This window comes from Ruegeria sp. SATB045, from assembly GCF_059613525.1.
The window spans coordinates 67,592-91,592 of record NZ_JBXWSR010000027.1; the positions used below are offsets into that span (position 1 = coordinate 67,592).

Annotated in this window: 23 protein-coding genes and 2 tRNA genes; 7 read left to right on the plus strand and 18 right to left on the minus strand. The window is 53.2% G+C overall.

Going from position 1 to position 24,001, the window contains the following annotated elements; translation table 11 throughout:
* Nucleotide 1 precedes the first annotated feature (1 nt).
* The 3 genes from AC2FNR_RS14870 to AC2FNR_RS14880 are packed head-to-tail and all read right to left on the minus strand — an operon-like array spanning nucleotide 2 to nucleotide 1,908.
* Nucleotides 2-478: a DUF2948 family protein gene (locus tag AC2FNR_RS14870; RefSeq protein ID WP_496849758.1), complete on the minus strand. Its 477-nt coding sequence runs from the start codon at nucleotides 476-478 to the stop codon at nucleotides 2-4.
* The gene (gene murA, locus AC2FNR_RS14875; RefSeq protein WP_496849759.1) at nucleotides 478-1,746 is read right to left on the minus strand and encodes a UDP-N-acetylglucosamine 1-carboxyvinyltransferase; all 1,269 of its coding nucleotides are present in this window, start codon (nucleotides 1,744-1,746) and stop codon (nucleotides 478-480) included. The genes AC2FNR_RS14870 and murA overlap by 1 nt, the downstream gene beginning before the upstream one ends.
* Nucleotides 1,747-1,752: 6 nt before the next feature.
* Nucleotides 1,753-1,908: a hypothetical protein gene (locus AC2FNR_RS14880; protein WP_170751479.1), complete on the minus strand. Its 156-nt coding sequence runs from the start codon at nucleotides 1,906-1,908 to the stop codon at nucleotides 1,753-1,755.
* An 83-nt stretch (nucleotides 1,909-1,991) separates the two neighbouring features.
* Between AC2FNR_RS14880 and AC2FNR_RS14885 the strand changes: the two genes are divergently transcribed.
* Together AC2FNR_RS14885 and AC2FNR_RS14890 are read left to right on the plus strand one after the other, a co-directional pair.
* Nucleotides 1,992-2,077: transfer RNA gene (locus AC2FNR_RS14885), tRNA-Thr, on the plus strand.
* 62 nt (nucleotides 2,078-2,139) lie between these two features.
* A tRNA-Thr gene (locus AC2FNR_RS14890) sits at nucleotides 2,140-2,214 on the plus strand.
* 387 nt (nucleotides 2,215-2,601) lie between these two features.
* Here AC2FNR_RS14890 and AC2FNR_RS14895 read toward each other — a convergent pair.
* Complete coding sequence (locus AC2FNR_RS14895; RefSeq protein ID WP_496849761.1) at nucleotides 2,602-5,709, minus strand: DUF3427 domain-containing protein; 3,108 nt, start codon at nucleotides 5,707-5,709, stop codon at nucleotides 2,602-2,604.
* A 54-nt stretch (nucleotides 5,710-5,763) separates the two neighbouring features.
* Nucleotides 5,764-6,354: a class I SAM-dependent methyltransferase gene (locus AC2FNR_RS14900; RefSeq protein ID WP_217357441.1), complete on the minus strand. Its 591-nt coding sequence runs from the start codon at nucleotides 6,352-6,354 to the stop codon at nucleotides 5,764-5,766.
* Between the two features lie 407 nt (nucleotides 6,355-6,761).
* Between AC2FNR_RS14900 and AC2FNR_RS14905 the strand changes: the two genes are divergently transcribed.
* The 4 genes from AC2FNR_RS14905 to AC2FNR_RS14920 all read left to right on the plus strand — a co-directional run bounded on the left by AC2FNR_RS14905 (nucleotide 6,762) and on the right by AC2FNR_RS14920 (nucleotide 10,553).
* Complete coding sequence (locus AC2FNR_RS14905) at nucleotides 6,762-7,535, plus strand: hypothetical protein (protein ID WP_170592149.1); 774 nt, start codon at nucleotides 6,762-6,764, stop codon at nucleotides 7,533-7,535.
* Between the two features lie 427 nt (nucleotides 7,536-7,962).
* Complete coding sequence (locus AC2FNR_RS14910) at nucleotides 7,963-9,012, plus strand: DEAD/DEAH box helicase family protein (RefSeq protein WP_496849764.1); 1,050 nt, start codon at nucleotides 7,963-7,965, stop codon at nucleotides 9,010-9,012.
* Between the two features lie 248 nt (nucleotides 9,013-9,260).
* Nucleotides 9,261-9,467 carry a cold-shock protein gene (locus AC2FNR_RS14915; RefSeq protein WP_496849766.1) on the plus strand — a complete coding sequence of 69 codons (207 nt, stop codon included), beginning with the start codon at nucleotides 9,261-9,263 and terminating at the stop codon, nucleotides 9,465-9,467.
* Between the two features lie 18 nt (nucleotides 9,468-9,485).
* Nucleotides 9,486-10,553, plus strand: coding sequence for a fatty acid desaturase (locus AC2FNR_RS14920; RefSeq protein ID WP_496849768.1), 1,068 nt, complete (start codon nucleotides 9,486-9,488; stop codon nucleotides 10,551-10,553).
* On the opposite strand, the gene AC2FNR_RS14925 is transcribed toward AC2FNR_RS14920, so the two are convergent.
* The 11 genes from AC2FNR_RS14925 to AC2FNR_RS14975 all read right to left on the minus strand — a co-directional run bounded on the left by AC2FNR_RS14925 (nucleotide 10,545) and on the right by AC2FNR_RS14975 (nucleotide 20,456).
* On the minus strand, nucleotides 10,545-10,793 hold the full coding sequence (locus AC2FNR_RS14925; RefSeq protein WP_170452343.1) for a ParB N-terminal domain-containing protein: 249 nt from the start codon (nucleotides 10,791-10,793) through the stop codon (nucleotides 10,545-10,547). The genes AC2FNR_RS14920 and AC2FNR_RS14925 overlap by 9 nt on opposite strands.
* A 73-nt stretch (nucleotides 10,794-10,866) precedes the next feature.
* Entirely contained in the window at nucleotides 10,867-11,436 is a 570-nt protein-coding gene (locus tag AC2FNR_RS14930) for a hypothetical protein (protein WP_496849769.1), read from the minus strand.
* A gap of 119 nt (nucleotides 11,437-11,555) precedes the next feature.
* Nucleotides 11,556-11,693, minus strand: a complete 138-nt coding sequence (locus AC2FNR_RS14935) for a hypothetical protein (protein ID WP_480659044.1) — start codon at nucleotides 11,691-11,693, stop codon at nucleotides 11,556-11,558.
* Nucleotides 11,694-13,195: 1,502 nt separating this feature from the next.
* Nucleotides 13,196-13,828 carry a tyrosine-type recombinase/integrase gene (locus AC2FNR_RS14940; RefSeq protein WP_480756871.1) on the minus strand — a complete coding sequence of 211 codons (633 nt, stop codon included), beginning with the start codon at nucleotides 13,826-13,828 and terminating at the stop codon, nucleotides 13,196-13,198.
* A 557-nt stretch (nucleotides 13,829-14,385) separates the two neighbouring features.
* A complete protein-coding gene (locus tag AC2FNR_RS14945) occupies nucleotides 14,386-14,958 on the minus strand; it encodes a hypothetical protein (RefSeq protein ID WP_170712022.1) in 573 nt (190 codons plus the stop codon).
* Between the two features lie 379 nt (nucleotides 14,959-15,337).
* On the minus strand, nucleotides 15,338-16,459 hold the full coding sequence (locus AC2FNR_RS14950; protein WP_496849772.1) for an alanine/ornithine racemase family PLP-dependent enzyme: 1,122 nt from the start codon (nucleotides 16,457-16,459) through the stop codon (nucleotides 15,338-15,340).
* Nucleotides 16,456-17,655, minus strand: coding sequence for an N-acetyltransferase DgcN family protein (locus tag AC2FNR_RS14955; RefSeq protein ID WP_496849773.1), 1,200 nt, complete (start codon nucleotides 17,653-17,655; stop codon nucleotides 16,456-16,458). The genes AC2FNR_RS14950 and AC2FNR_RS14955 overlap by 4 nt, the downstream gene beginning before the upstream one ends.
* 93 nt (nucleotides 17,656-17,748) lie before the next feature.
* Nucleotides 17,749-18,603: a hypothetical protein gene (locus AC2FNR_RS14960; RefSeq protein WP_496849775.1), complete on the minus strand. Its 855-nt coding sequence runs from the start codon at nucleotides 18,601-18,603 to the stop codon at nucleotides 17,749-17,751.
* Nucleotides 18,593-18,946, minus strand: a complete 354-nt coding sequence (locus AC2FNR_RS14965) for a hypothetical protein (RefSeq protein ID WP_496849776.1) — start codon at nucleotides 18,944-18,946, stop codon at nucleotides 18,593-18,595. Before AC2FNR_RS14965 ends, AC2FNR_RS14960 begins: the two co-directional genes overlap by 11 nt.
* Nucleotides 18,947-18,949: 3 nt before the next feature.
* Nucleotides 18,950-19,258, minus strand: coding sequence for a hypothetical protein (locus AC2FNR_RS14970; protein WP_496849778.1), 309 nt, complete (start codon nucleotides 19,256-19,258; stop codon nucleotides 18,950-18,952).
* Between the two features lie 445 nt (nucleotides 19,259-19,703).
* Nucleotides 19,704-20,456: a Crp/Fnr family transcriptional regulator gene (locus AC2FNR_RS14975; RefSeq protein ID WP_421597688.1), complete on the minus strand. Its 753-nt coding sequence runs from the start codon at nucleotides 20,454-20,456 to the stop codon at nucleotides 19,704-19,706.
* A gap of 135 nt (nucleotides 20,457-20,591) precedes the next feature.
* Here AC2FNR_RS14975 and AC2FNR_RS14980 point away from each other — a divergent pair, with 135 nt between their 5' ends.
* Nucleotides 20,592-20,825 (plus strand): hypothetical protein, encoded by a 234-nt coding sequence (locus AC2FNR_RS14980; protein WP_480649454.1) that lies wholly within the window; start codon nucleotides 20,592-20,594, stop codon nucleotides 20,823-20,825.
* A 617-nt stretch (nucleotides 20,826-21,442) separates the two neighbouring features.
* Here the strand turns inward: AC2FNR_RS14980 and AC2FNR_RS14985 are convergent.
* Nucleotides 21,443-21,811: a nuclear transport factor 2 family protein gene (locus AC2FNR_RS14985; protein WP_171619931.1), complete on the minus strand. Its 369-nt coding sequence runs from the start codon at nucleotides 21,809-21,811 to the stop codon at nucleotides 21,443-21,445.
* A gap of 89 nt (nucleotides 21,812-21,900) precedes the next feature.
* Nucleotides 21,901-23,811 carry a BTAD domain-containing putative transcriptional regulator gene (locus tag AC2FNR_RS14990; protein ID WP_496849781.1) on the minus strand — a complete coding sequence of 637 codons (1,911 nt, stop codon included), beginning with the start codon at nucleotides 23,809-23,811 and terminating at the stop codon, nucleotides 21,901-21,903.
* Between the last annotated feature and the right edge of the window lie 190 nt (nucleotides 23,812-24,001).

Sequence of the window (24,001 nt, forward strand, 5' to 3'; positions counted from 1 at the left end):
TTTATTCCGGATGATGTGGAGCCTGACCAGAAGGCGCCTGATAGGGCCGGGTCACATCCTTGAGGGTGACGTCCAGAGCCTCGACCGTCAAACGGATCGCTCCATCCCCGGCCAGCGTCAAAACAATATGACCGGCGCCATCTTCGCCGGGCTCGAAATCAACCGACAGCAGGGACATAACCATGTCCTTGTCGCCGCGGTCCACCCCCTGGCTGGCAACCGACAGGACGGAATCGAAAACAAGCAGCGCTTGGACCCGTTCAAACGGACGGTCGCGTTGGCTTGCAGCATCTTTGTCTTCCCAGCGGAACCGGTTCAGCAAAAGACCAAATCGACGCCCCGACGGACGCCATGTCATCTCGGTGATGGGGAACACCGCGTCCTGCGTCAGGGTCGAAATCACCTGGAGGTCATCCGCATCCTCTGCCCCCAGGTTCAGCGGGGCCTCACGACCGTCGTGGAAACTTGCGTCTGTCATTACTGGCCCTTGATCCGTTCAATCTTTGCACCCACGCCTTCCAGCTTGCGCACCACATGTTCATATCCCCGGTCCAAATGATAGACCCGGCTTACAGTCGTCTCACCTTCGGCCGCCAAACCGGCCAGAATCAACGAGACCGAGGCGCGAAGATCCGTCGCCATCACCGGTGCACCTTTCAGACGCTCGACGCCCGTAACCGTAGCGGTACCGCCATGGACCTCGATATTGGCCCCCATACGTACCAGTTCAGGAGCGTGCATAAACCGATTCTCGAAAATCCGCTCTTCAAGAACGGACACGCCTTCGGCAGTGCACATCAGCGCCATCATCTGCGCCTGCAAATCGGTCGGAAATCCGGGGAAGGGTTCGGTGACAACATCGACAGACCGTACGCGTCCGTTCTTGCGCGCAACTTTCAGCCCGTTTGCGGTTTCCGTGACCTCAATGCCTGCGGCATTCAGCTTAGCGGCGAAAGAGTCGACAAGAGACATCCGGCCGCCCAGTAGTTCAACCTCGCCGCCACAGATCGCCGGTGCCAACATATAAGTGCCCAGTTCGATCCGATCCGTTACAACCTGATGGGTCGCACCGTGCAACCGGTCGACGCCTTGAATTTCGATTGTCGAAGTCCCTTCGCCCGAGATCTGCGCACCCATCTTCCGCAGACACTCTACCAGATCGACGATCTCGGGCTCACGCGCGGCGTTTTTCAGCACGGTGGTGCCTTTGGCCAGCGTGGCAGCCATGACGATGTTCTCGGTCGCGCCGACAGAGGCAAACCGCATCTCATGCACGGCCCCTTTCAACCCACCCAACGTTTTGGCGTGCAGATACCCGTCTTTCAACTCGATCTCAGCGCCCAGCGCCTCAAGTCCCTCGACATGCAGATCCATAGGTCGCGCACCAATCGCGCAGCCGCCGGGCAACGAGACCACGGCCTCACCAAAGCGCGCCAGCAGCGGACCAAGCACCAGATTCGAGGCGCGCATCTTGCGCACTATCTCGTAATCAGCGGTATGGCTGGTCAGGTTGTGGCTGGACATGGCCAGCACTTGTCCGTCCTGCAAGGCCGACACTTCGGCCCCCAGCGATTGCAGCAAGGCAGTCATCGTCTTGATGTCGCTCAGCCGGGGTGCGTTTGTCAGCGTCAGCGGCTCTTCGCTTAGCAGCGTCGCTGGCATAAGCGTCAGACATGCGTTCTTGGCCCCCGCAATCGGTATCTGACCGTTCAACGGACCATTGCCCGTAACCAGAATCGAATCCATGTGCTCTTATCCCTCGTCCTTGTCGGTCTTCTCTCCGGATATCGCCCGCGCCTTGGCTTGCGCCTTACGTCGCGCCATATTTGCTTTAAGCGCAGCCTTCAGTCGCTCCTCGCGCGGATCGCCGGATTTGCCGTGTTTTTTTGGTGTATCTTTGTCTGCCATGATCTTTCTCTACAGGAGGCGAAAAAAACCGTCCAGACACCCTTGCGCCGCGTTTCGTTTGAGTCTAATCACCCGCCCACAGCGCTGCTGTAGCTCAGAGGTAGAGCACTCCCTTGGTAATGGGTGGGTCCATTCCAAAATTGAGTGTTCGAACATTGAGTTAGCAGCGTGAAGGAAAAATTAGTAGGGCATTAGTAGGGCATATGCTCGCGGGTCCGAAAAAGACGGTAAGCTGCTGTAGCTCAGGGGTAGAGCACTCCCTTGGTAAGGGAGAGGTCGAGAGTTCAATTCTCTCCAGCAGCACCATATTTTTCAATAAGTTACAGTGAACTCAGCAAATTGCTTAGCTTTGTGGCGACCACATGGCGACCACCACGCGAGCCTTAGAAGACGAGATAAGTCCGCGTAGTTCATTCAGCGCGAAGAGATCATTTCTAGCACTATGCTTTTTTTGTATTCCGACTAGCGGCTGCTCACGCGTTATCTACCCCCTGGCACCCCTTCAGCAGATCGTGCACGTGCTCGCGAGGCTTCCGTATCATACGGGACATATTTTTTTCTAATGAGGACCCTCACTTATGGGGGGGGACCAAACCCCAGCCTTATAGCTCACCAGCCATACGGATAAGTCAAAACAGAGTTTTTCAACAAGTCAGGCCTATTTGCATTGCGATCGACGTGGGACAATGGACTTTACTCCAACGCAAACAACGGTCTCAAGGCGTCGGGTAAAGGCTCGGCGAGATCCCATTGAACAGTAATCGGAGTTTCGCCCTCCCATCCGGCAAAACTGACAGGTCCGGCGTAGCGAAAGGGGGCACCGCGGCCGTCACGCAGTTTGGACTTCCTGACGAACAAGTGGACCGTCCATCCAGGTTCTTCACCCGAAATGATCTTTCCGTGGTTGCTGGCGCGGCGTGTCCTAGTTTGGGTCTGCCAAACGAAACGGGTTGGACTTGCGAATTCGTCAGCGTAGTGATCGCCGACGGACATGCTGCTCTTGTCCATTGTAACGAGTAAGACCATGGCCTTGACGTCTCTGATCACAACGATGCCCGAGTTCCAGGATCCAGTGTTGAAGACAGCACCGAAGAAAGATGGGATCCTGTCGCGTGGGTATTCCTGCCACATCTTGAGTTCCAGAACGGGCGGCGTCGGCTGGTCGACGGGGGGTGCTGTGGGATCGGTAACATGAGAGTTGTTCGACTGATCGTGGGTTTCACTGCGAGTCTGGAAATGTCGCAACAGGCGCCAATCGACGAGCTCTGAGGCGAGTTCCGACAAATGGGCAACGTGGTCATTGCCAAACGTGGTTTCAACGAAGCCAGGACCCAGATGGAACCATTCGGTTTCCCCAAGCAGCTTCAAAGGGTATTTCGTCAATAAGCTGCATATCGCTGCTGTGTCATCCGGGTCCACGCTGAGTTCAGCTTTTATTTCGGGGTTACGTCTAGCCAGCCGTGCAATTCGCTCGGCGAGATCTGTAACGGCGATACGGCCAGGGAACTGGCCTTCCTCGATCATTCCGCGCAATACAAACATCTTGTAACTGCGGTTCATCCGGGTGGTTTCGATCTCGTCGAGCAGGTCTTTGTGAGCCGTCCAAGCGGAATGCATGCCACCTGTAAGGTCGCCCATGTCGTTGACGAAACCCAACCAGCCAGCGTGACCTGTTCTACCTGGATTGAAGCCGGCGTGTTGAACCTCAGAGGCGGTGGGACGCACCCCGTGACGGTCACGAAAATCGCGATAGAATGCTGTCAACTCCTCACCGTCGCGCGGTTGGCGGATCAAGGCCTTGAGTATGTTCAGAGCTTCCAGTTCATATGTTACCTCGCAGCCTGTCGGAAAACTGATATCCTGACCCTCGAGTTTTTCTAGCGCGATCCGAAGTGCGCCTTCGCCTGCACCAACTCGCAACAGAGTTCTTGCTTTGGTTAGGAATATCCTGTGGTTGCCAATGTAGTCGATTACAGACAGGTGCGTCTTTTCGGCGGATCGGCGCAACCCTCGCCCAAGTTGCTGCAACCATATGACCGGGCTCTCGGTCGGACGTAGCATCATTACAGTATCGATCGAAGGTACGTCTACGCCCTCATTGAACATGTCGACCGCGTAAACGATATCAAGATCGCCATCTTCGAGCGCCTTCAACGCGCTAGCACGCGGGGCTGATTTTTCGCCCGAATGGACCGCCACGGCCCGCAAGCCGCGTTCCCGCGAGAACTCGGCCATGAAGTCCGCGTGGCGGCGGGAAACACAAAAGCCAATGGCCTTTCTACCCCCACGCCGCTCCAGTTGTTCCAGTGCGTTTTCAGCGCGCGCCTGCGTGGCAACAGCTTGGGTCAAGGCGGCTTCGTCGAACCTGCCGCTGCGCCACGGGATCTGTGCATACTCCACCGGGTCGGGCACACCGAAATAGTTGAACGGAGACAGTAGCTCGCGGTCGATGCCGGACCACAGATCGCATTCATAGACGAGGTTTTCCTCGCATAGCCCCAGCAGATCACCGCCATCGCTACGATCTGGCGTCGCCGTTAGACCTAGCAGGAACCTAGGCGTGAAATGATCAATCAACCGGCGGTATGTAGTTGCAGCAGCGTGGTGAAATTCATCCACAACGATGTAGTCGAAGTTGTCCGGCGAAAAACGGTGCAGGTGCGCGGTTCGTGAAAGCGTCTGGATCGAGGCAAATAGCACATCCGCGTCAAAATCCTTCACTCCACCTCCAAAGCGCCCGAGCCTTGCATTAGGTCGGACGGCGCGAAAGGCAGCCATAGCTTGCGTCAGGATCTCTTCACGGTGGGCGACGAATAGGACACGCTTAGCTGGTTGACTATCGAATGCGGCGAGAAAGGTCTTTCCGAGGCCTGTCGCCAGCACGACTAAGCCTGCGCGGTAACCTTTGGCGCGTGTGGCAGCCAGCGCTTGTAGCGCTTCTTTCTGGATAGCATGTGGCTCAGGCGTGTCTTCGTCTGCTTCCCTATGCACGCCGGATTGCATAGGCAAGGGAGCGATCCGGCGGGCCTCGTAGCTGTCGACCCAGTCGGGAGAGAGATCGACAACCTCGGGTCGCGCAAGGAGTTTTTCAAACGCGGCGCGGGCCGACCTTAGCGGCAGGGCGTCTGAGCGGTCGAAATGGCGCAGGTTCCATTCGACACCTTCCGTCAGCGCCGACCTAGACAAGTTCGAGGATCCAACGATAAGCGCTCCAGTGCCATCTGCGAAGGAAAACATCCACGCCTTAGGATGAAACGGAATATGGTCTGCCTGGAAGACGTAGAGGTGTCTGTCGTATTCGAGATCTTGCATCATCCGCAGGGCCGCCGGCTCTGTCACGCCCAGATAATCGCCGGTGAGCAGCCGAAGTCGCCCACCGCGCTCCAACAGATTTCTGAGATGGGGCAGAACGAGCTGCGCGCCTGAAGTCATCAGAAAGGAAACGGCCAAATCGACGGATTGCGCTCGGTCAATCAGGGGGCGCAGATGGGCTTGCAAGGCGTCCTCACCGCCGGAGATTAATGGACTTTCATGAGGTGCGTCGGGGATCAAAGTGGCCGTTACAGCCGGGGCCTCAATGCGAAGATGGAAATGTGGCTCTGTTTCAACGAAGGAGACTGGCGCCAGGACCTCGCCAGTTTCTAGCAGTTTTTGTGCTGCGGTGATACGCGCGATGAGCGCGGTTTGTTCTTCCTCAGTCAGATCACGCCAGCGCTTTACATGCCGCCGCGGGGCAAGGACGAAGCCCGCGCCACTCCAGATCAGAATGACTTGAGCGTCGCATTCGACCACAAGATCCATGGTAGGAGCGCATAATGGACAAAGAATATTGTCAGATGTCTCGGGCGGCACGCGTCAGGTTTTTCTCAGCAAGGCATTGAGCCAAATGTCTTCTTTTCGATCCGGACGGCAGTCTGACGACCGCCACACCTCAACCTGCCGCAGATCTGGGCATTCGTCTAGGAGCGACGATAAAGTTTCTTCGTTCATGTCGGTGAAGCTTCGTCCGTCTTTTTGCCGTTCGCCGGTTCCTAGCTTGAATGAGACATAAAGAATACCGTCTGTGACCAAGTGATCAGCCAAACGGCGCATTACACCAGACAAGTCTTCGCGTGCGACATGAAGTAAGGACGCACATGCCCAAATGCCTTCAAATGGGTTGTTCCAAGCAAAGTCTTCGAAACGCAAATGCTGAACAGGCAATCCCGCAAAAACAGTGGCTGCTTCCACCATAGCAGGAGACGCGTCAAATGCGGCAACCTGGTACCCGGCTCGACGAAAGGCTAGTGCGTCACGGCCCGATCCGGTTCCAGCGTCAAGGATACGCACGGTGTCTGCAGTGGATTGGGGGAGTGCTGCGAGAAACCGGTCGCGGAGTGCCGTCATGTCGACATCCCGTGTGTCTTTTACGAATTGCTCAGCTTTGGCTTCGTAGAAATCACTCATCAAATCGCCTGGTTACAGGAAGCAAGGCAAAATTCAAGGGGTTGAACTTCATTATCAATCGAGCGCAGCGCAAGCTATGTCACGTCAGATGCGGGCGTCGGATCAATAAGGCGCCACTAGAAGGTTCGCCGCCTACACTTCTTCGTCCGTTTGCTCGCAAGCCTGAGCGGCTCGCGCTTCATAAGCTTGTCATTTACTTGTAGACCACCAGCTCTGCAGGAGAGCTGCTAGGGCCAACCAAAGGATTACCATGGCAGCAGCCAGACTGACCTTGTCAAATTGGCCAATAAACCAATGCAATTGGCAAAAACTCGCAAGCACGTTTGAAACTACCTAACCAGTTAACTCTTGAGAATACAGGTCTTTAGCCTACGAGCCGCCACCACGCCAACGTTGGAGGCCCCATCATGATTTTGGAGCTCTTTAAAGTGATCAACCTAACCAACATCGTTATCGTCGGTGCCTGCCTTTATGGCGGCACCCATCTCCTAGGCCTTACAATTGTTCAATCTGGTTGGTTGGCTGCCGCAGTCATATTTGCTCAGTATTTGTTAGCAATACCAGTGGCGATTTGGATACGTCGCGTAGCACGGAACGACAAAGGAGTTGAGAAAGGGATCGAGTGGTATCAAGCCATCATAGCCGATTTAGAGTTCGCTGAGCGCAGCTTAAAGGGTCCAGTCGATGATGGGGGCTACCTGACAATTTACAACGAGTACGGAGGATCGGCGTCCTCGGTCCTTAGTGATATCGGCGGTGATTACTCATCCCTAGAAGCGCAAATAAACAGCACAAAGAGCAACGGCTGCTATTCCCAGTACGTCGGCAGCGACCTGCCGGTGACAATCAATAGCATCGAGGCCGCAACGACGCACGCTGATCTGGCACCAGCAGTACTGGTCGCACGTCACTTCATAGAACAAGCGCACCGCGCCCAGTTGCAAATTTTTGCCAACACCAAGGAAATGCTCGATCAACCCATCCTAACTACCATGATCGTAAACTGGATTTCTTCAATCAACGACAACGTTGCAAAAGACAATCGAGAACTGCTTTTGGTTGAAAGTCGCGCCAATGACGCGGCCTATACAATCTTGAAAGCAGCGCATGAGCGATGCGAGGCAATCTTTGAGGCTGATCACAACGCGTGGGTTGAACGTGTGGCCATAAAAAGTGCCTAGCACATCAAAACCGGACCAATTCGGCCGCAAGACTAATGCGTTTTTGCAGTCCTAGTCTTGCAACAAGTAAAGGTGAATGCCGATATTTGGATCAGATTTTCAGGAAACACAATTGCATGACAGAGCCACGCAGTCTTTTGAGCACCAATCACAAGACTTGCACGCCTTATCCACAGCGTTCACTTTGTCAATTGTACAATAAACCGAGTATTTACCAGTGTTCTCTCTTCCAAGTTAGCTCCGTTCGAAACCGCGAAAAATTGAAGAGCTGGATCAAAGTATCCCCGAAAGACAAGGTGATGATGTTGTTCCAAAGTTCGGGACCAACATCGACCGATCTGTTATTGATCTCTACAGGCCACACATCCACACTAGAGATTGCCTTATTGTAACCGGATACCAAGATTTCCTTTCATCGCTCTCGATTTTGATCGCAGAAATACCTGAACTAAAGGAACCAAATTTCGAGGGAGAGCTGAGAATTCGTGTCTCTTTTGGCGTCGACACTGCAAATGCCAAGAGAGTGGGAAGAACTGGATCGGTTAAGCAAGAAACCAAGCTTCGCTGGCTAGAAAAAACAGGGCTTGAAGTAGAAGACAATCAAGACCTGATGGCCATTCTAGCGCGGCGCGCTATCGAACGCGGGAACATCCAGCTACGCGTTTTTGACCCTATTCTCGCCCAAAAGAACCTCGGGATACGAGGGGATCGGCTTATGCACTCAAAGATTGTCAGCTCTCCGATCGGGGCTGCCGCTGGGTCCGCCAACTTTTCTAGGTCGGGTCTCTACCGAAACATAGAATACGCTGACACATTGGAGGCTGGATCCAATGATTTGCAAATTGAGCGAACTCGTACTGCAGAAAAAATCTGGGAAGCGTCTGTCGATTGGACCAATGAAGCGCTTGAGATTTTGGATAAGCTTATCAAGCCGGTAACTTCAGAGGACGCAATGGCTCGAATGATCTCTGAGCAAAGAGGCTTTCGACCCTGGCGTACTCGTTATCGAAAAGGAATAACTGGGCATACACTTTTCAAGTACCAAGAAGAGCTAGTTTATGAAGCGTGTTCCATTGTCTACGAGCATGGGATAGCATTTGTTGAAGCGCCAACCGGTTCTGGAAAAACGGAAATCGGTTGTCATTTGGCAGAAGCGCTGTCCGAGACTTATTCACGTGTAATCCCTCGATCTCCGATCCATGATGTTGCCCGCAAGAACGCGGCTGTGATTGCTCCACCAAAAGTTATCCCAAGCTGGGAAAGACATGCGACAAACTCGCTCAAAGCAGTGGCAAACACCACGCTTTCCAAGCGCAATTTGAGAGGCGCAGGAGACGACAAGAAGGCAGGCCTGCGCCTTGACCAGTTTGGTGTGCTGATTGTGGATGAGAGCCATACTGTTACGCCGAGCTTCGAGGAACCATCAAAAATGGCTGCGGCGATCGAGCTTGCGGCTTTATCAGAAGCCGACCTCTGAATTCCGAACCACAGAGCAATGGTTCTGCTTATCCTTGTCCTAACTTGGGCTAGGCGGACTCAGATCTTCTGTTGCTTTCTATTGTATCAAGGCTTGTATCGTGCGTACTCGAAGTCCATATACACAAGGCTAACGTTTTTCTTTTTCGACCTGCTGTCTCCCAAATTCGGCGTTCAGTCTTTCGATTCAGACCGACCACGCCGAGTCGCCGCAATGATGCGGGCGGCAAGTATTAGGAGACTTCCACCATGGCAAATGGCACAGTAAAATGGTTCAACTCGACCAAAGGGTTTGGCTTTATCGAACCTGAAGATGGCAAGCGCGATGTGTTCGTGCATATCTCAGCACTTGAGCGTTCCGGCATCAGCGAATTGAAGGACGGCCAGAAGGTTACCTTCGACGTCGAAGCTGGCCGTGACGGGCGCGACAGCGTCGCCAATCTGGCACTGGCCTGACCTTTTACGGGCACCCTTATGGGGTGCCCGTTTGCACAATGGGCTGCTAAAAGCCCTTGGAGAACAAGTCGGTTGCAACAGCAGGAATTGACCCGGGCGCTCGCGCAATACCGTGTGCCCGATACGAAGCGTAGCGTTTTTGAACTGACAATCACTGTCATCCCCTTTTTCGCGCTATGGGGCGCAGCGTGGTTTGCGCTATCCCTTAGTATCTGGGTCGCTGCTCTACTGGCCATCCTGAACGCCGCATTTCTGGTGCGTATCTTCATCATCATGCATGATTGTGGTCACGGATCATTCTTTAGAAACCGTACCGTTTGCAATTGGACAGGCCGGGTCCTGGGTGTTCTCGCCCTCACACCTTATGACGTCTGGCGGCAAAGCCATGCGATTCACCACGCCTCAACCGGCAACCTTGATCGGCGCGGGATGGGCGATATCCCTACGTTGACTGTAGAGGAATACCTGAAGCGCAAGTGGTCCGGTCGTGCCGCTTACAGGTTAATCCGGAACCCCTTCTTCCTGTTCTGTATCGTACCGGTCTACACGTTCTTTTTTCAAAATCGCTTGCCCTTTGGTTTCATGCGGTCAGGCTGGCTGTATTGGGCAAGTGCAATGGGAACAAACGCCGCGATTGCGGTGGCCCTGGCTCTGATTTTTTGGACCGGAGGCCTGGATGTACTGGTTTTTGTATTCCTTCCAACCATGATCGTCGCCGCATCGATTGGTATTTGGCTATTCTATATTCAACACCAGTTTGAACACACGACTTGGGAGCGGGAAGAAGTGTGGAATCTTCAGAACGCCGCATTCTATGGAAGTTCTCACTATGCCCTGCCAGGCATCCTGCGGTGGTTCTCTGCCAATATCGGTGTGCACCATGTTCACCACCTTGCCAGCCGCATACCGTTTTATCGGCTAAACGAGGTATTGCGTGACCATTCCGAGTTGGAAAATTGCCAGCGTATTACTCTATATGAGAGCCTTCATTGCGCACCATTGCATCTTTGGGATGAAAAAAGTCAACGTCTGCTGACTTTTTCCGAGGCTTTGTCGAACGCCAATTCCAATTGGCATCTAGTGTAGCCTGGCGCGCACCAAAAAGGCTTCGACAGTATCACCGCCGAGGGCGCGAATGGCCTCTAGTCGGTGAAGGCCTTCAATCAGCACGAACCTCTTGTTGTCCGCGCGTATCTGGATCGGGGTCTTCTGGCCGTTCTTCAGAATATCTTCGGCCAGCGTCAGGACTTTTTGCTGATCAAGTGTTTTTGCACGCTTCACAGGTACATAGATCAGGTCGAGCGGGTATGGTTTCTTCTCCAGCATAAGCTACGTGTGCAACCTTTCTTGCATTTATTCCGGTACAGAGCTCGCTTCAAAAGCGGGGCGGGAACGCACGTCAAAGAACCGAACGAACAGCATCGCGCAGTTCCCGATGCATGATCCAAGTGGCTGGCTCATCGTCATTTTCGACGTGAGAAAATGCCAGAACTTGCGCGGCGCCATCATTCTGCACCGATCCGGCTTCGGGAAGTTGGAGTTCCAGATATTCAGCGATCAATAGTCCGATTTTCTTGAAGACCTTGATGGACGCCTCGCGCGATTTGTAACCGGCTGCCTGTGACAAGTGACCAATAGTCAGACCGTCCTTGCCCGCGATTGTAAGTGCTTTGAGCATTGTGACCTGCGCAGGGGTGAGCCTGATCTGGCGCAATGCCTCTGCATATTCTCTTTCACTGGGAACGAAGGTGCCGGAGTTTCCCTCCAAACGGCGTTGACCGCTACGTTTCCTGTCTCGTTCTTCGAGAATTCCTTTTAAGGCTTCAATGGCCAATGCTGGTGTTTCGCCGACTGCATCAGCAATCATTGCCTGCGTTTTGGCTGGTGGCTTGGGGAATGCGCGCGCAACGCTGTTACCGCTCAGAATGCCAGCCTTAATCAAGTACTTGCCAAACTCTTCCTCAATCACACCGGCTACGTCAGCGTTCCGCGACTTACGAACACTGCGTTCCTGAAATGCTCTTTGATCTAGGACGCGAATTGCCGATTTTGGGTGCCGGAGGCTAACCTGAGGGGTGCTTTTACGCATCAGAGAAACACCACCACAATTATGGCCGCAACAAACACCGCCAACGCGACAAACATCTTTATGCTGTAGGACCAGCGTTGCGCCTTTTCGGCCTTGAGTATTTTACCCAGGTTTTCGTCAATCGAGTTATGGTTCACGGATTCGTCCTTCCGGATATGTCAGGAGGTATTGGTTCCCACCAACCTATTGTCGCGGCACATTTTCGGTGCACTTATCGTTCTGTCGTGTAAACGGCCGATTGCATTCCCAACCGTCACCTCTCCGATTCAAGTGAGCATTTGAAGGGACACGGATCGCAATGCATCTGTCCCGGTTTGCGCGAAAACCTCGTTTGCATTTCCATCCAGAAAAGGTTTCAGGCGCAAGATATGCATGCTGTGGAATTGCCACAGGTTCACAGCTACTCTCCGCTGCCCTGTAACCTCTGAGGCACACCCAACCATCCGCGCTGTTTTTGTCAGTCAGGCGGCCGTTGCTCGGGACATTAATCGCAACACAATCCTGGTCCTCCTTACGAAATCCCCAGTTGCAGTGTATTTCTTGTGCGCCAAACCTAGTTTCGACGTACCCATTTTGAGGTGAAATCACCTCTTCACACTCGTCCCCGATACGCTGGAACAACCGGTTGCATTCCCACCGATCTCCGGTTGAGGCAAGATAGGCATTTTCCGGAACTCTTATTTCCTCACAGAGTTCTCCAACGTTTTGAAAACCATGATTGCATTCCCAGCCGCTGCCATAGGAGCTACCCGTCAAATATGCGTTTTTTGGTACGTCTGTTCTTTGACACGATCCGTTCTTGTTTTCGAAGCCTTCGTCACAGACCGATCCATCAGCATTGCCTGCGACTTGGGCAGGAAGCTGCGTTCCTGGGAGCAACACCAAGAGTGCCGGGATCAAACAAAGAATGCAGCGTGTAAACACGATTAATGACTGATTGAAACGGAGCCTGAGACCTGATCTATCGGGCATCAAGCACGCAATTTATGAGCCATGTGCTGTTCATACGGCGCCTTCTTTCCTGGGTCACGCGATAACTGGTGTATGGCGGGTGACAGTTGCGAATGCTTGCGAGGAACGAGCTCATAGCGAAGACCCCAGCGAAACCCGTTCCTATGCTGGGGCACATGCTACAGTTATTCTGAAGGCCATTGGATCATCGAAGCCGGCAGCATCGCGGCGACGAGTAATTTTCACCAATGCACTTTTGTGGTCCTTAGCCAGAATAGAGTCAAGGAAGTTTCCCTTGTCGCAATGCAAGTACCGCCAGGGCAGGTAGTTTTTGAAACTGCCGGTGACCAAGATCCTTAGTGAACTACCGAAAGAAATTGTCTGGCCTGAGTGCGGCGAAAGAGGAGTATGTGATCAAGGCTTCCCCGTGACTATGAATGACAGGCCTGATGACATTGGCTGCAACGCGGCGATTTTCGCGCCGCTTCTGCACAAGTACCCGCGGTGCGATCAAATGGTCGCTCGGTCCCGCACCCTGTAAATTGCGCCTGAGCCGAGAAAACTGTGCTGCGAGCGTACGCAACAAGATTTTGACACTTCCGCTCAGGGCACGCTACGTCCCACTCCTGCGTAAAAGAACTAGAACCACTATGGATTGGCGACCGACAGCGCCGCTCGCCAAACTGTCTCAGATGTCTATGCGCTCTGCAATGCTTAGCGCGTCTTCCAATTCAACGCCCAGGTATCGCACGGTGCTATCGACCTTTGTGTGCCCAAGCAGAAGTTGGACCGCGCGGAGATTTCCTGTCTTGCGGTAGATCTCAGCTACTTTGGTTCGGCGAAGCGAATGCGTGCCATATCCGCTCGGTTCCAATCCGATTGCGGTCACCCAGTCTCGAACCAGCCTGCCATACTGGCGCGTCGAGATGTGTGGTCGATCATGGAATCGGCTTGGAAACATGAACCGGCTAGCAAACATTTCCGGTGATTTTACCCATACCAATACAGTTTCTCGCGTGTTTTCCGTCAATTCGAATTGAACAGATCGCTTGGTTTTGCTCTGGATCACCGAAACACGCTCACGGACGCGATCGTCTTTGACAAGATCGGTCACAGCGAGTTTGACCAGATCGCAGCCGCGTAGCTTGCTATCAATCGCGACGTTGAACATTGTGAGATCACGCAGATTTCCAGAAAATTCGAGCCGTGCACGGATCGCCCAGACCTGTTTTGGGAGTAGCGGTCGTTTCTGACCGATGATCCGCCCCTTGTTCCAAGCTCTGGGTTTTGGGGTGACTGCAGGTAGTTGGACTCTTGGCATATTTTGCACTCCGATCCACCCTCCGCACCCAAGCAACAGCACCGCGCTGACCACCGAATAGTACAAGCGGCGTGAATGCCTGCTGTCCGATTATGAATACTGGCATGGTTTAAGTGTGTGCATTCGGCGGCTTGAACCCATATCACTACGCATAAGAACGGTTCGAGTCCAAACCGCGCGTACGCTTCGTCTTCAGCACCGAATACCGATCGGGTTCCACGTTAAAAGGCTCGGGTCAGCACCAATAAGATAAAATGAGATATGATCAGAAAAGCTGGTAAGACCGGCGTCAGGTTATCAGCGACGCCGAGCTAACCCGGGGCTTACTGATACGCCATTTCGCCAGGCGCTCAACCCCTTGCAGCGTCGACAAATCCGCTCTCCGAACCCTTCGCTCCAGAATGGCGTTCTGCAACGAAGACACGGGCGTTCTTGCGGCACGTCATTGTGGGCGCGAGCCATGATCGTATCTGCTTCGTTGTCGGAGTCTTCCATCAGTTCTTAGCCTCGATTTCTGTTTTGGTTCATACAGCGACTGGAAAAGAAAGTTCCGAGCCCTAAGCCTTGAGATTGAAGGAGCTGCCTGGTTCAGACTGTCCGATGGGACGGCCTGTAATCCGAGGGGTTTTATTAGGATGAACCGGCATTCCTTCGTTCTCAGCAGCTTGGACAGCGAAAGTATACCGAGAACCGTTTCCGCATCCTTGCGGTAGGGCTCGTTGATCTGATGATCTGTCGTCTGCCTCAGAGATGAGCGACTCGGAGTAGAGGTGCCGAAGTTGAGTCTCTGAAACGCCATCCGCTTCCATAATCAATTGCACCATGGGATCGGCCAAAAGCTGGTCGAGCAAGAACTGCGACAACTGCTTTGAAGACAATTTATCCTTTGCGCGGGCTCTCTCCAAATCAGTAAGAGAAACGGTCAAGATACGCGCCAGACCGGGGTGAGATTTCCGTGGATGCAGACAGATTAGCACTGATGCTTTCCAGGCTTCTGGATCCGAATAATCTGGTGGTGCGGAAAGCTCAGTTTCTATGTCGTATTCGCCCGCCGGGAGTAATTCGTCAAAGCCAGGGAAAGTAAACGGCCTGGAAAAGACTGCGATCGTCTTGCTGATTATCTGGTTCATTTGGTTAATTCTCCTTTGCTGATACCGCTCGCTCGGAGATGCAGACAAGAACAAGCCACCCACTCCCGGCAGGGTATTATCAGTTTTGGGGTTTAGGCTTTGGTTTTTCGGGGACGGTGTCATGCCCTTTCGACGTCACTTCTTTTTTTGACGCGTCCGCATCGTTTTCCTTCAGTGCGGCAGCCGCTCTGGTCGTCAGGTCTTTGAAAGACATCATTTTGATCCTTTGATTGTCCGCACCACCCACGAGCCCAGATGGGGTGTGAAAAGTGAATGCGACTACATCCAATATAGGGATTGGGTGCCTCATTTACTACGTAAAGCCGTAGAATAAGACGGGTGGCTGAAGCAGAACCGAGGCGGCGGCAACCCTGGCGCGCTACTTTCGCTTCGAATATGGGCGATCAGTGTTCGCTGCGGTGCAGTCAACCAATGCACCATCACCATGGAAGACTTTTGCTACATCAGGTGCAGCCATGCCGCGCGAGAGCGCGCTATAGTTCAATTTCAGCTTTACCTCGCCACCAGGGCGAAGCAGACAATTGGTGTTTTCAACAACGATATGATCACTGGTGGCTCCGACGAACGTGACGCCAGCAGGGAATGCAAGACCCGCTGCATCGGTGTCCTGGAGTCCAATGCCAAGGATCGACCGAGTATTCGAAGGACCGTCTAAAGTCACACACTGCATTGAAGGTATAGGGTAATTCATTCGCACGGGATTTGGGTTTGATTTGGCTTTCGTTTCGATCACTTCCGCCCAAAGAGTGAAAGCATCTGTATTAAGCCCGCCGATCGCGTGCCCGGATACAGGATCGGTACCCAACAGGATAGCCTCACCCAGACGCAGGTTGTTGATCTTTCCGGTCGCACCCTTGCCAAACGCCCATGGCAAACTGGCAGAGCCGCCGCCTGACACTGTTTCAAGAGCGAGTGCAAACGCGCGCTCGGTGTCGATGGCAAGCGATGAAAGCAATGCCATTGCTTCTGCAGAGGGTGCCACATGACCAAGACAGGCAAAATTTGCGCCAATCCCCTTCAGAGAAATCCCTTCCATTCTAAGAATTTGAGACACAGTGCCCTCAAGGTGTTCAGGCAAGATGCCTTCCCGCATATCCCCCATTTCCACCATCAGGATAATACTGTGAGTAATGTTCTTTCCCAGCGCCTCGATGGCCAGGCTGGCGATAATGTCCATCTCTGTGTTGTAGCTGACATCGCAGTTATCAACGACTTGCGCGACCTGGCTCAGCATGGGCGTTCGGATCAAGGATATGGAGCACGAGATTCCAGCATCGCGCATACGCCTGATATTGCTGACCCGCGCGTCCGCCAGCCCTGTCGCGCCACCTTCAAGCATAGCATTCGCAATTTCAGGATGACCGCAAACGGCTTTTGTCACACCTGTCACCGTGATTTCGCGGGGTCTAAGGTGGTCGACTAGGAACCGTGTGTTGTACCGAATTTTGTCCAAATCAACGTCGATACGCAACTTGCTCATTCAATCGTCGTAGCACGTACGGGTTGCAAGCGCGGAAAGGCAGATAGAACCATATTCACCAAGTTTTTTGGAGGACGGTTCAATGCGTCAGTGACCGGGAGATACAATTTGCAGTTGTAGTCTGTGATGGCCTTTGAAATCTCAACATCATTCATTCCTTCATGGTTGATCGTCATGCCAATTACCTCTGTGTTCGCAAAAGCCTCGATCAGGGTGATTTCATCGCAAGGGTCGGGCATGGCCATGTTGGGGAAGTCGCATCGACGTTTTCGTTTAGGTGCGTGTTGAAGAATAACCGCATGTGGTTGACTGCCTCGCAGAATGAAGGCTGATGTGCAAAAGGCCGGATGGCTTAGCGCGCCCTGGCCCTCGATCACTATGACATCCGGGTGCTCATCTTCAGACGCTGCAACAACAGCGCGCTCAAGCTCGCCACAACAAAACTGCGGCGGCACCGAATCCATCGCGACGCCATACTTGGCGCCCTGCATCAATCCTGTCTGGCCGGTACCGACTAAAACTGTTTTGATCCCATGCGCGTTAAGTGCGCTTGTCAGGATTGTCGCGGTTGTACGCTTTCCAATTGCACAATCGGTGCCGAACACCGCGATGCGGATCGCCTGGACGTCTCCAATACTGCCATCTAACAGGCGCAGGTCGGGATTGGGCCGCGGCTTGCGAATGTCGCGGATCGTGACATCGTGAATTTTGGCAAATCCGACGAGCTCTTTGTCATCGCTAAGAAATTCATGCAGCCCACTGACGATGTTCATTCCGAGCGTTATCGCATCCACAACAACTTCGCGATCCTCAAGGGACATTCTGCCGCTGGCCGGCGCCATTCCGTAAATAAACGTGTCGGGGATCGTAGCTTCATTAGCGACGGCGGCATCAAGATCATCGAAGATGGGAACCTGATTGGCGACATTATCAAGTACTGTTCCACTGTCACAACCGCCATACGTGCTGTCGATCACCGAAAGAACGCGATAAGACTGTGAATGTCGAACGAGACCATTAGCCGTCTTGCCGTCGATCTTTGCGAAGTTTCCTTCGCAATACACAATTGCAGTCGGTGTACCTGTCACAAGTGTCTTGCGGTGAAGCTCTGGAATAACTGCTTGTGCAGGTGGTAGCTTTTGCGCATCGCTGGCACTGAACCGCTTGGCATCCGACGCAATAGGTACGGGTTTCATATCTGTTCCTTTTTGGAGTGTGAAACGCGCCGTCCTTTGTAAGAACGGGCGCAAATTGTGAAGTTTGGAAAAGTGGGCTCTCTGCCTGAAACCTCACTTGTTCAGAACACACAGCCCTTCTGACCGATGATAATTTCTGTGGCATTGCCACCCATTGCCGGATCGGTCGAGATGGGCATTTGCCGGTAGCTCGATTGCGTTGCAGCGATCACCGGACGCCTTGTAGCCACGTTCGCATTTCCATCCAACTCCATGGATCGCGTCATCGTAGAAAGCATTTTCAGGCACGATGACGGCATCGCACCTTCCGTCTCGCTCAAAATATCCACGCTCGCAGGTCCAGGGGCGCCCGCTGGTTGATGCGTTCAGAAAAGCGTTTTCCGGCACTGCTACTGCAACGCACGCTTCTCCGTCTATCTCGTAGCCACGATTGCAAATCCATACGGATCCATAAGTGCTGTTCGTTAGGTGGGCGTTGTCCGGCACCACGATTTTCTGGCAGCTATCGTCTACTCTTATGTACCCCCGCAGGCATCGCCACCTCTCACCTGAAGGATCGAGGTATCCGCCCTCAGGCACAATTACTTCAATGCATGAGGTGCCACCAACTTCAACAAAGCCATGTGTACATGCCCAGCCCGAACCATAGGTTCTGTTTGTCGGGTAGGCATTTTCTGGGACGGCAATGGCCACGCATTCTTCGCCTTCCAACCGATAGGACAAATCGCATTCCCAACCGTCGCCGTACTTTTTGGGATGCGCGTTATCCGGGATCGAATTTGTTTCGGCCGATGCGGGACTTGATGAGATAAAGGAGCCCGTCAAGCAGCTGAAAACGCCAACAAACAGCGCCGTCATGAAGTGAGAGTAAAACCAGTACTGATTTTTTCGATCTGTCCTGGTGCAAACGGCGTCGTCCGAAAGTTGAGTTGTTGAATTACGATCCATCCAGGTTCAGCCCCTCGATACAGGCCTGTGCCAGATCTTTATTAGGAGCTGGAGATCCCGGTACCGTTGCCCAGCCGGCTGCCATAACGGCATCCTTCCGCTTGAAAGACGAAGCTTCTTTGATCGTCGTTATTTTCTCGGCGCGTTGGGCGTCAGTTCTAGCCATGTCGACGCAGATCGGAACCAACGCAGCGATTACATTGTCGCGGGACATGGCGTTGCCCATCTTGTCCGCGTTACTTCCGGTCATCCATCCACCCCAAGAAAATCCAACGACGCCGACGAATATCCCTCCGATCAGGGCACCGTAGATTCCGGGTTTAAGCCATTCGGGCGTGTTCATAATCTATTCCTCCTGCGGGGAAAGTGCCGCATTGCTGTCATTGTCAGATGTGGCCAACGTCTGGTCGTGCTTAAGTGCCAGTTCGAGATCTTTTGGGTCGATGGGGCGCATTTCTGTGCGGCCTGGCTTGCTGCCTTTGCTCTGAACCGTCAGGTAGGTTCCGGTTCTTCGATATGCTTCGAAACTCAGGCTCTGTAATAGTTCTTCTTCAACAATTACTTCATACTCGCCTGCAGGAAGTTCATCCGGGTAGCCGGACAAAGAGAACGGATTTGAAAACGTCACCAAAGAACTGGACGATCTCGTGCTCACCTTGGTCCTCCATATAGTTGTTGGATCTTCCCCGCGCAGTCTGCCGCGGTACACGCTCGTAAGCGCCGCGGTAGTACTGGCGTTGTAATTTAGAATAATGTGCAAATGGCAGACGCGCGCTGATCGATGTTAGTCTGCGACCAAAGACCTGAGATTTTGTTGGAATCTCAAATGCAATTGGTGCCCGAGGATCAGGTACTGCCAAAAATTGACTAACCTGCGTCAGTGCAACGATGTTTGGATTCCGGCAACCTGATGTGTGTTGGCGGGATATTTGCTGGCGTGTTCTTAACGAGTATTTGAGAAGCGCAGGAAATCCAGTACCGCAATCGGACTGTATTTATCTTGCGCTTCTTTTTCAGTGAAATCCCAAATCTGCCGAAGCGAATGGCGTCTCTAACCAGGCAACTATCATCAAAATCCCGGCATCGCCCGAGGGGTGAACCTATTGCTTCAACAGTGGCCCGGCCTGATCCAGATAAGCGGGGTCAAAACCTGCCAGCGTCACCAGTCCGTCATAATCATCAAATGCCACTTGCCCGGATTGAAAAGTAACCAGCCCCTTCTCCCGCAGTTGCCTTAGGACACGATTAACATGTACAGCACTCAGTCCCAGCGCATCGGCAAGATGGTATTGTGTCAGGGGGCAAGTGAATCCCGTCTTGGTTGCCATCCCGACCTGAGTCAGCCTCACACCAAGTTCTAAAAGAAAATGCGCCATGCGCTCACCCGCATCGCGCCGTCCTATGTTGACCAGGTGCTCAACCACCATCGCTTCATCTCGGGAGACCGCCCAAAGAATTGCTGTCGCCAGCCGGGGCGTTTGCGCAAATGCTTCCAGGAGATCATCCACTACTACCTCAATGGCTTGGATTTCCATAATTGGTTCTATGCTGTGATCCGAGGTGTGCAGCAGAACGCTCCGCAAGCCCAGAAAGTCACCCGGTATTTGGAAATCGACGATCTGACGCGACCCGTCTGTCTGGGTTTTGTAGGAACAAACCCAGCCCGAGGCCAGAATGTAGGCAGCCTGCTCTGATTGCCCTTGATGCACAAGATCACGTCCCGCTTCAAAGGTTCTGCGGCGTTTGTGCAGGCGTGCTAATACCGCAAGTTCAACCTCAGTCAGAGCGACGAAGTTTAAGAGCTTTCGGGTGAGTGGACTGTTTTTGATAGCGCGCAAGTGTTCTTCCTTCATCGATGAGCAGCCCGCGAAACTATCCGACGCCAAGACTGCTTTCGATCAGTTAAGTATACAGCAATCTATGCCAGTATGATGCAATTCATCGTGGCGCTTCCTTGCTTGGACGCCTGTTACAAAAGGACGTCTACCATGGCCGACCGGCAAGACCACTCAGGAATGGCCGCACTCTCAATCTGCGAAGCACTTTTGCTTGCAATAAAAGATCGTGAGCTCCTGCCCGAACATGAGATAGTGGGAGTTTTGCGTGACGCAGCCGCTGCCCACGAAGCAGCGGTCGGCAATAACGATGAAAAGGACATGCACCAGGCCGCCGCTGTTCTGATAAACAAGATCATTGCTTCCGGCTATCGCGTTCGGCAGTAACGTTAATTTCCTGTCAGAAAAACAAGATTACGCTCGTCAAAAAAGCATAACAACAAATAGGAGCACTATTGGTGCCTCGTTCCTGATCAATTCAAACACGAAGCAGGAACCAAAGTTCCAATCTCTGCAATATCTCGACTTAATGAAAAATTCCACGACCGCGACTTACTCCCTCTTCCCCGCCACCTGCGTGAGCCACAACGAGAATTTGCTTACTGGCTGAAGGCCCGCATGGCCTGTCCTGCTGCACTGCCTGCGACAACGCAAACGTTGGCTTTGTTCGGTGTCTAAGTTGCTGATCCTATGTGCCGCAAAACTAGAGTTTGATAGTATCGCATCATCATAGCTTTGAATGACCGGTCTGGCGACAACAGCTGCAACGCAGCGATGAATGCGCTGCGACAGCAAATCAATGCTGCGTCAGCAATTGCCGCAATCGCACAAGTCCGGTTTGTCCGCAGAGCGGTCACTAAGACTGAACGCAGCGAACGGCTGCTCTGAGCCCGAAGCGGACCTGTATGATTGAGCAAAGAAGTTTTATCTTTCGATGCCAAACCGGGCCACAGCGTGTGCGAGCCCGGTTTGTTCCATACTTGCGGCAGAGGCATAAATTGCGTCTAAATATCTGCCCAGGATTTGTTAGTGATCAACCAGCCGCCAGCAGACTTCACCAGCATGAAGACCTCGTCGCAGTCGCCCCCCATAAATCCAAGTTCACGGCACTGCGCGACAGCAACACTGCCGAACACGCGAATGTCATCAATCTCCAAACGGTGGTCGGGCCCTGTTTGACCGGGCTGTAGTTCAGATGAAGCCCAATCGAACAGGCCTTGGATCGGTGCTTCACAAAGGTCGGGTCCAAAGTCACCGAAGAAGTTAGCGTGTTCGTGGAAAGCACTCTTAAGCAGAGCAACATCGGCGGTTTTCAAACCTTCAAAATAGCGGCCAATTGCTCCGCGGATGGCATCTTTGTCGTTCTGTAGCACGGTTGTTTACTCCTCATGTCGACCATGAGCACCATGTTGAGAATCGAACGTCGGAAAATCGTCGGAACGCCGTCGGAGCCGCTAGCTCCTCAATCGGGTAACCCAAGGCCAACCAAGGATGCTCTAAGACGGTTGGTGATTGAAGCGTCGCAAAAAGAAAGCGCATCAAGACAGCGACTAACCTCGAAATGTGGGGCGAGAGCCAGTAGTTTGATCCGGGCATCTGCAGCTTTCTTAGCCTGACCGTCCTCAGCTAATGCAGCAGCCATGAAGGCAAGGCTCTGGTCGTTGGGTTGTGTCATTTGCGCGAGTTCGTTCGCAGCTTCGCCACAATCGCCCTGTGCATAAAGGGCCATACCAGTGCCCCAAGTGTACCAATCGGGATAAAACGGATTGAGACGCGTTGCTTGACGAAGCTGATCGAGAGCTTCGGTCGTCCGCCCAGTAAAGACGAGGGGCCAGGCCATGTTCGCCATCGCATCGGAATTATTTGGATTCAGGTCCAAAGCACGCTGGAAGCCAGACAATGCCTGTTCATTGTCACCGGCGGCTAAGTTGGCCGCACCTAATGCCCAGTGGGCGAAGTCCAAGTCAGGGTCAAGCTCGACGGCTTTCTGGGCGGCTCGGAAAGTCTCATCCAAAGCGGCCTCGATCTCATCCGTCCAACCCATGTAAACCTCGAAAAACCACGTCCATGCCAGCCAGCCATATGCCGCCGCCATCGTCGGGCTGATCGATATCGCGCGTTCAAATAACGAACGAGCGGTACGCATGTCATCTTTAAAAAAGTGTTCTTTTAGGGCCATACCTTGCATCAATAGGTCGTAGGCCGTCAGATCAACTTCGGACTTCGACCGAGCCCTTCGCAATTCAGTTCGCTGTATGACGCCTTTGTAGCCACGTAGCGTTGCAACAATGCGAGCGACGATCTCATCTTGTATCTCCAGCATCTCGGGTCGTTCGCAATCGTAGGTCTCACTCCATACAAGGGCGCCACGGACGCCATCGACTAATTGGACATCAAGGCGCATTCGTGCGGGATCCATGCGCACTCGTCCCTCAACCGGATACCGAACGCCAAGTTCGTTGGCGACTTCCGCCGGCTTGACTGGAAGAGAGCGATACTGAGATGTTGATCCTGTCGAGATCACAAAGAGTGATCGGTCGCGCGATAGGCCGCTTGCAATCGTCTCAAACAATCCCTCGACAATGTGGCTGTGTCGCGCCTCGCTGGTTCTATCAACGAACGGCATGACTGCAATCGAAGGCACTGAAGGCCGCTCCAATTTCTCTCGCGGCAGTAGCCTTTCGCCTCGTCGGATATGTTCATTCAGCTCCAAGGTCAGATCGTCAGGCTGCGCGTCTAGCTCTTGGAGCAGAAGGTTTTGTAGGTCATCAAAGTCCTTAAGCGCATCGGAACGTCGACCAAGCGCCACTTTCGCTCTCATAGACAAGCGGTTCGCCGGTTCGTCGAGCGGGTCTATCGCGATAAGTTCTGTCACGATTTCGAGTGCGCGCTCGCCGTTTCCTTCGGCCAGAGCGGTTTCAGCGGCATCCATTGCTTTGACCGATGCAGCCTTGGTCAGTCGCACTCGCGTCTCAGAAATCCAATCGTCAAAAGCGATCGATCCGATTTCGAAGCCAGAGAGAAACGCCGCCGCCTGAGCGGGAGTCAAATCGCTCACTATGTCGGACTCGACGGTATCAGGATCGACGCACAGATGATTGCGATGGACCTCCAGTACCGTGCTCGCATTTGTTTCGAGCGCCTTCTTGACCTCGTAGATGGTGCCCCTTAGCGCTGTTTTGGCAGAGCTCGGGCCGCGGTCTCCCCATAACAAGTCTGCCAGTGCGTCGCGGGGAATACGTTCTCCGGGCCTGACTACAAGATATGTAAAAAGCGCTAATCCGCGCTTTGTCGGAAAGTGCACCGCTGTGCCATCCATCCGTTCGAAGGAGGGAGACCCACACAATTTTGCAGATAAAAATCTCTCAGGCACCTACTTTGATCCTTGCCGCTTAGGCAATTGATGATCGCCTCTTCATTTCATTTTGGCAAATTAGCGATCATGTTTTGATTATGTTTTCAAAGAACGAGAGGTTTTACTTTGGTTTGCGTGCTGCTTGGTAGAACGCAACCATTGATCATCGCATGTGGTCACGAGTGACTGATAACCGTGGCCCGGCTGA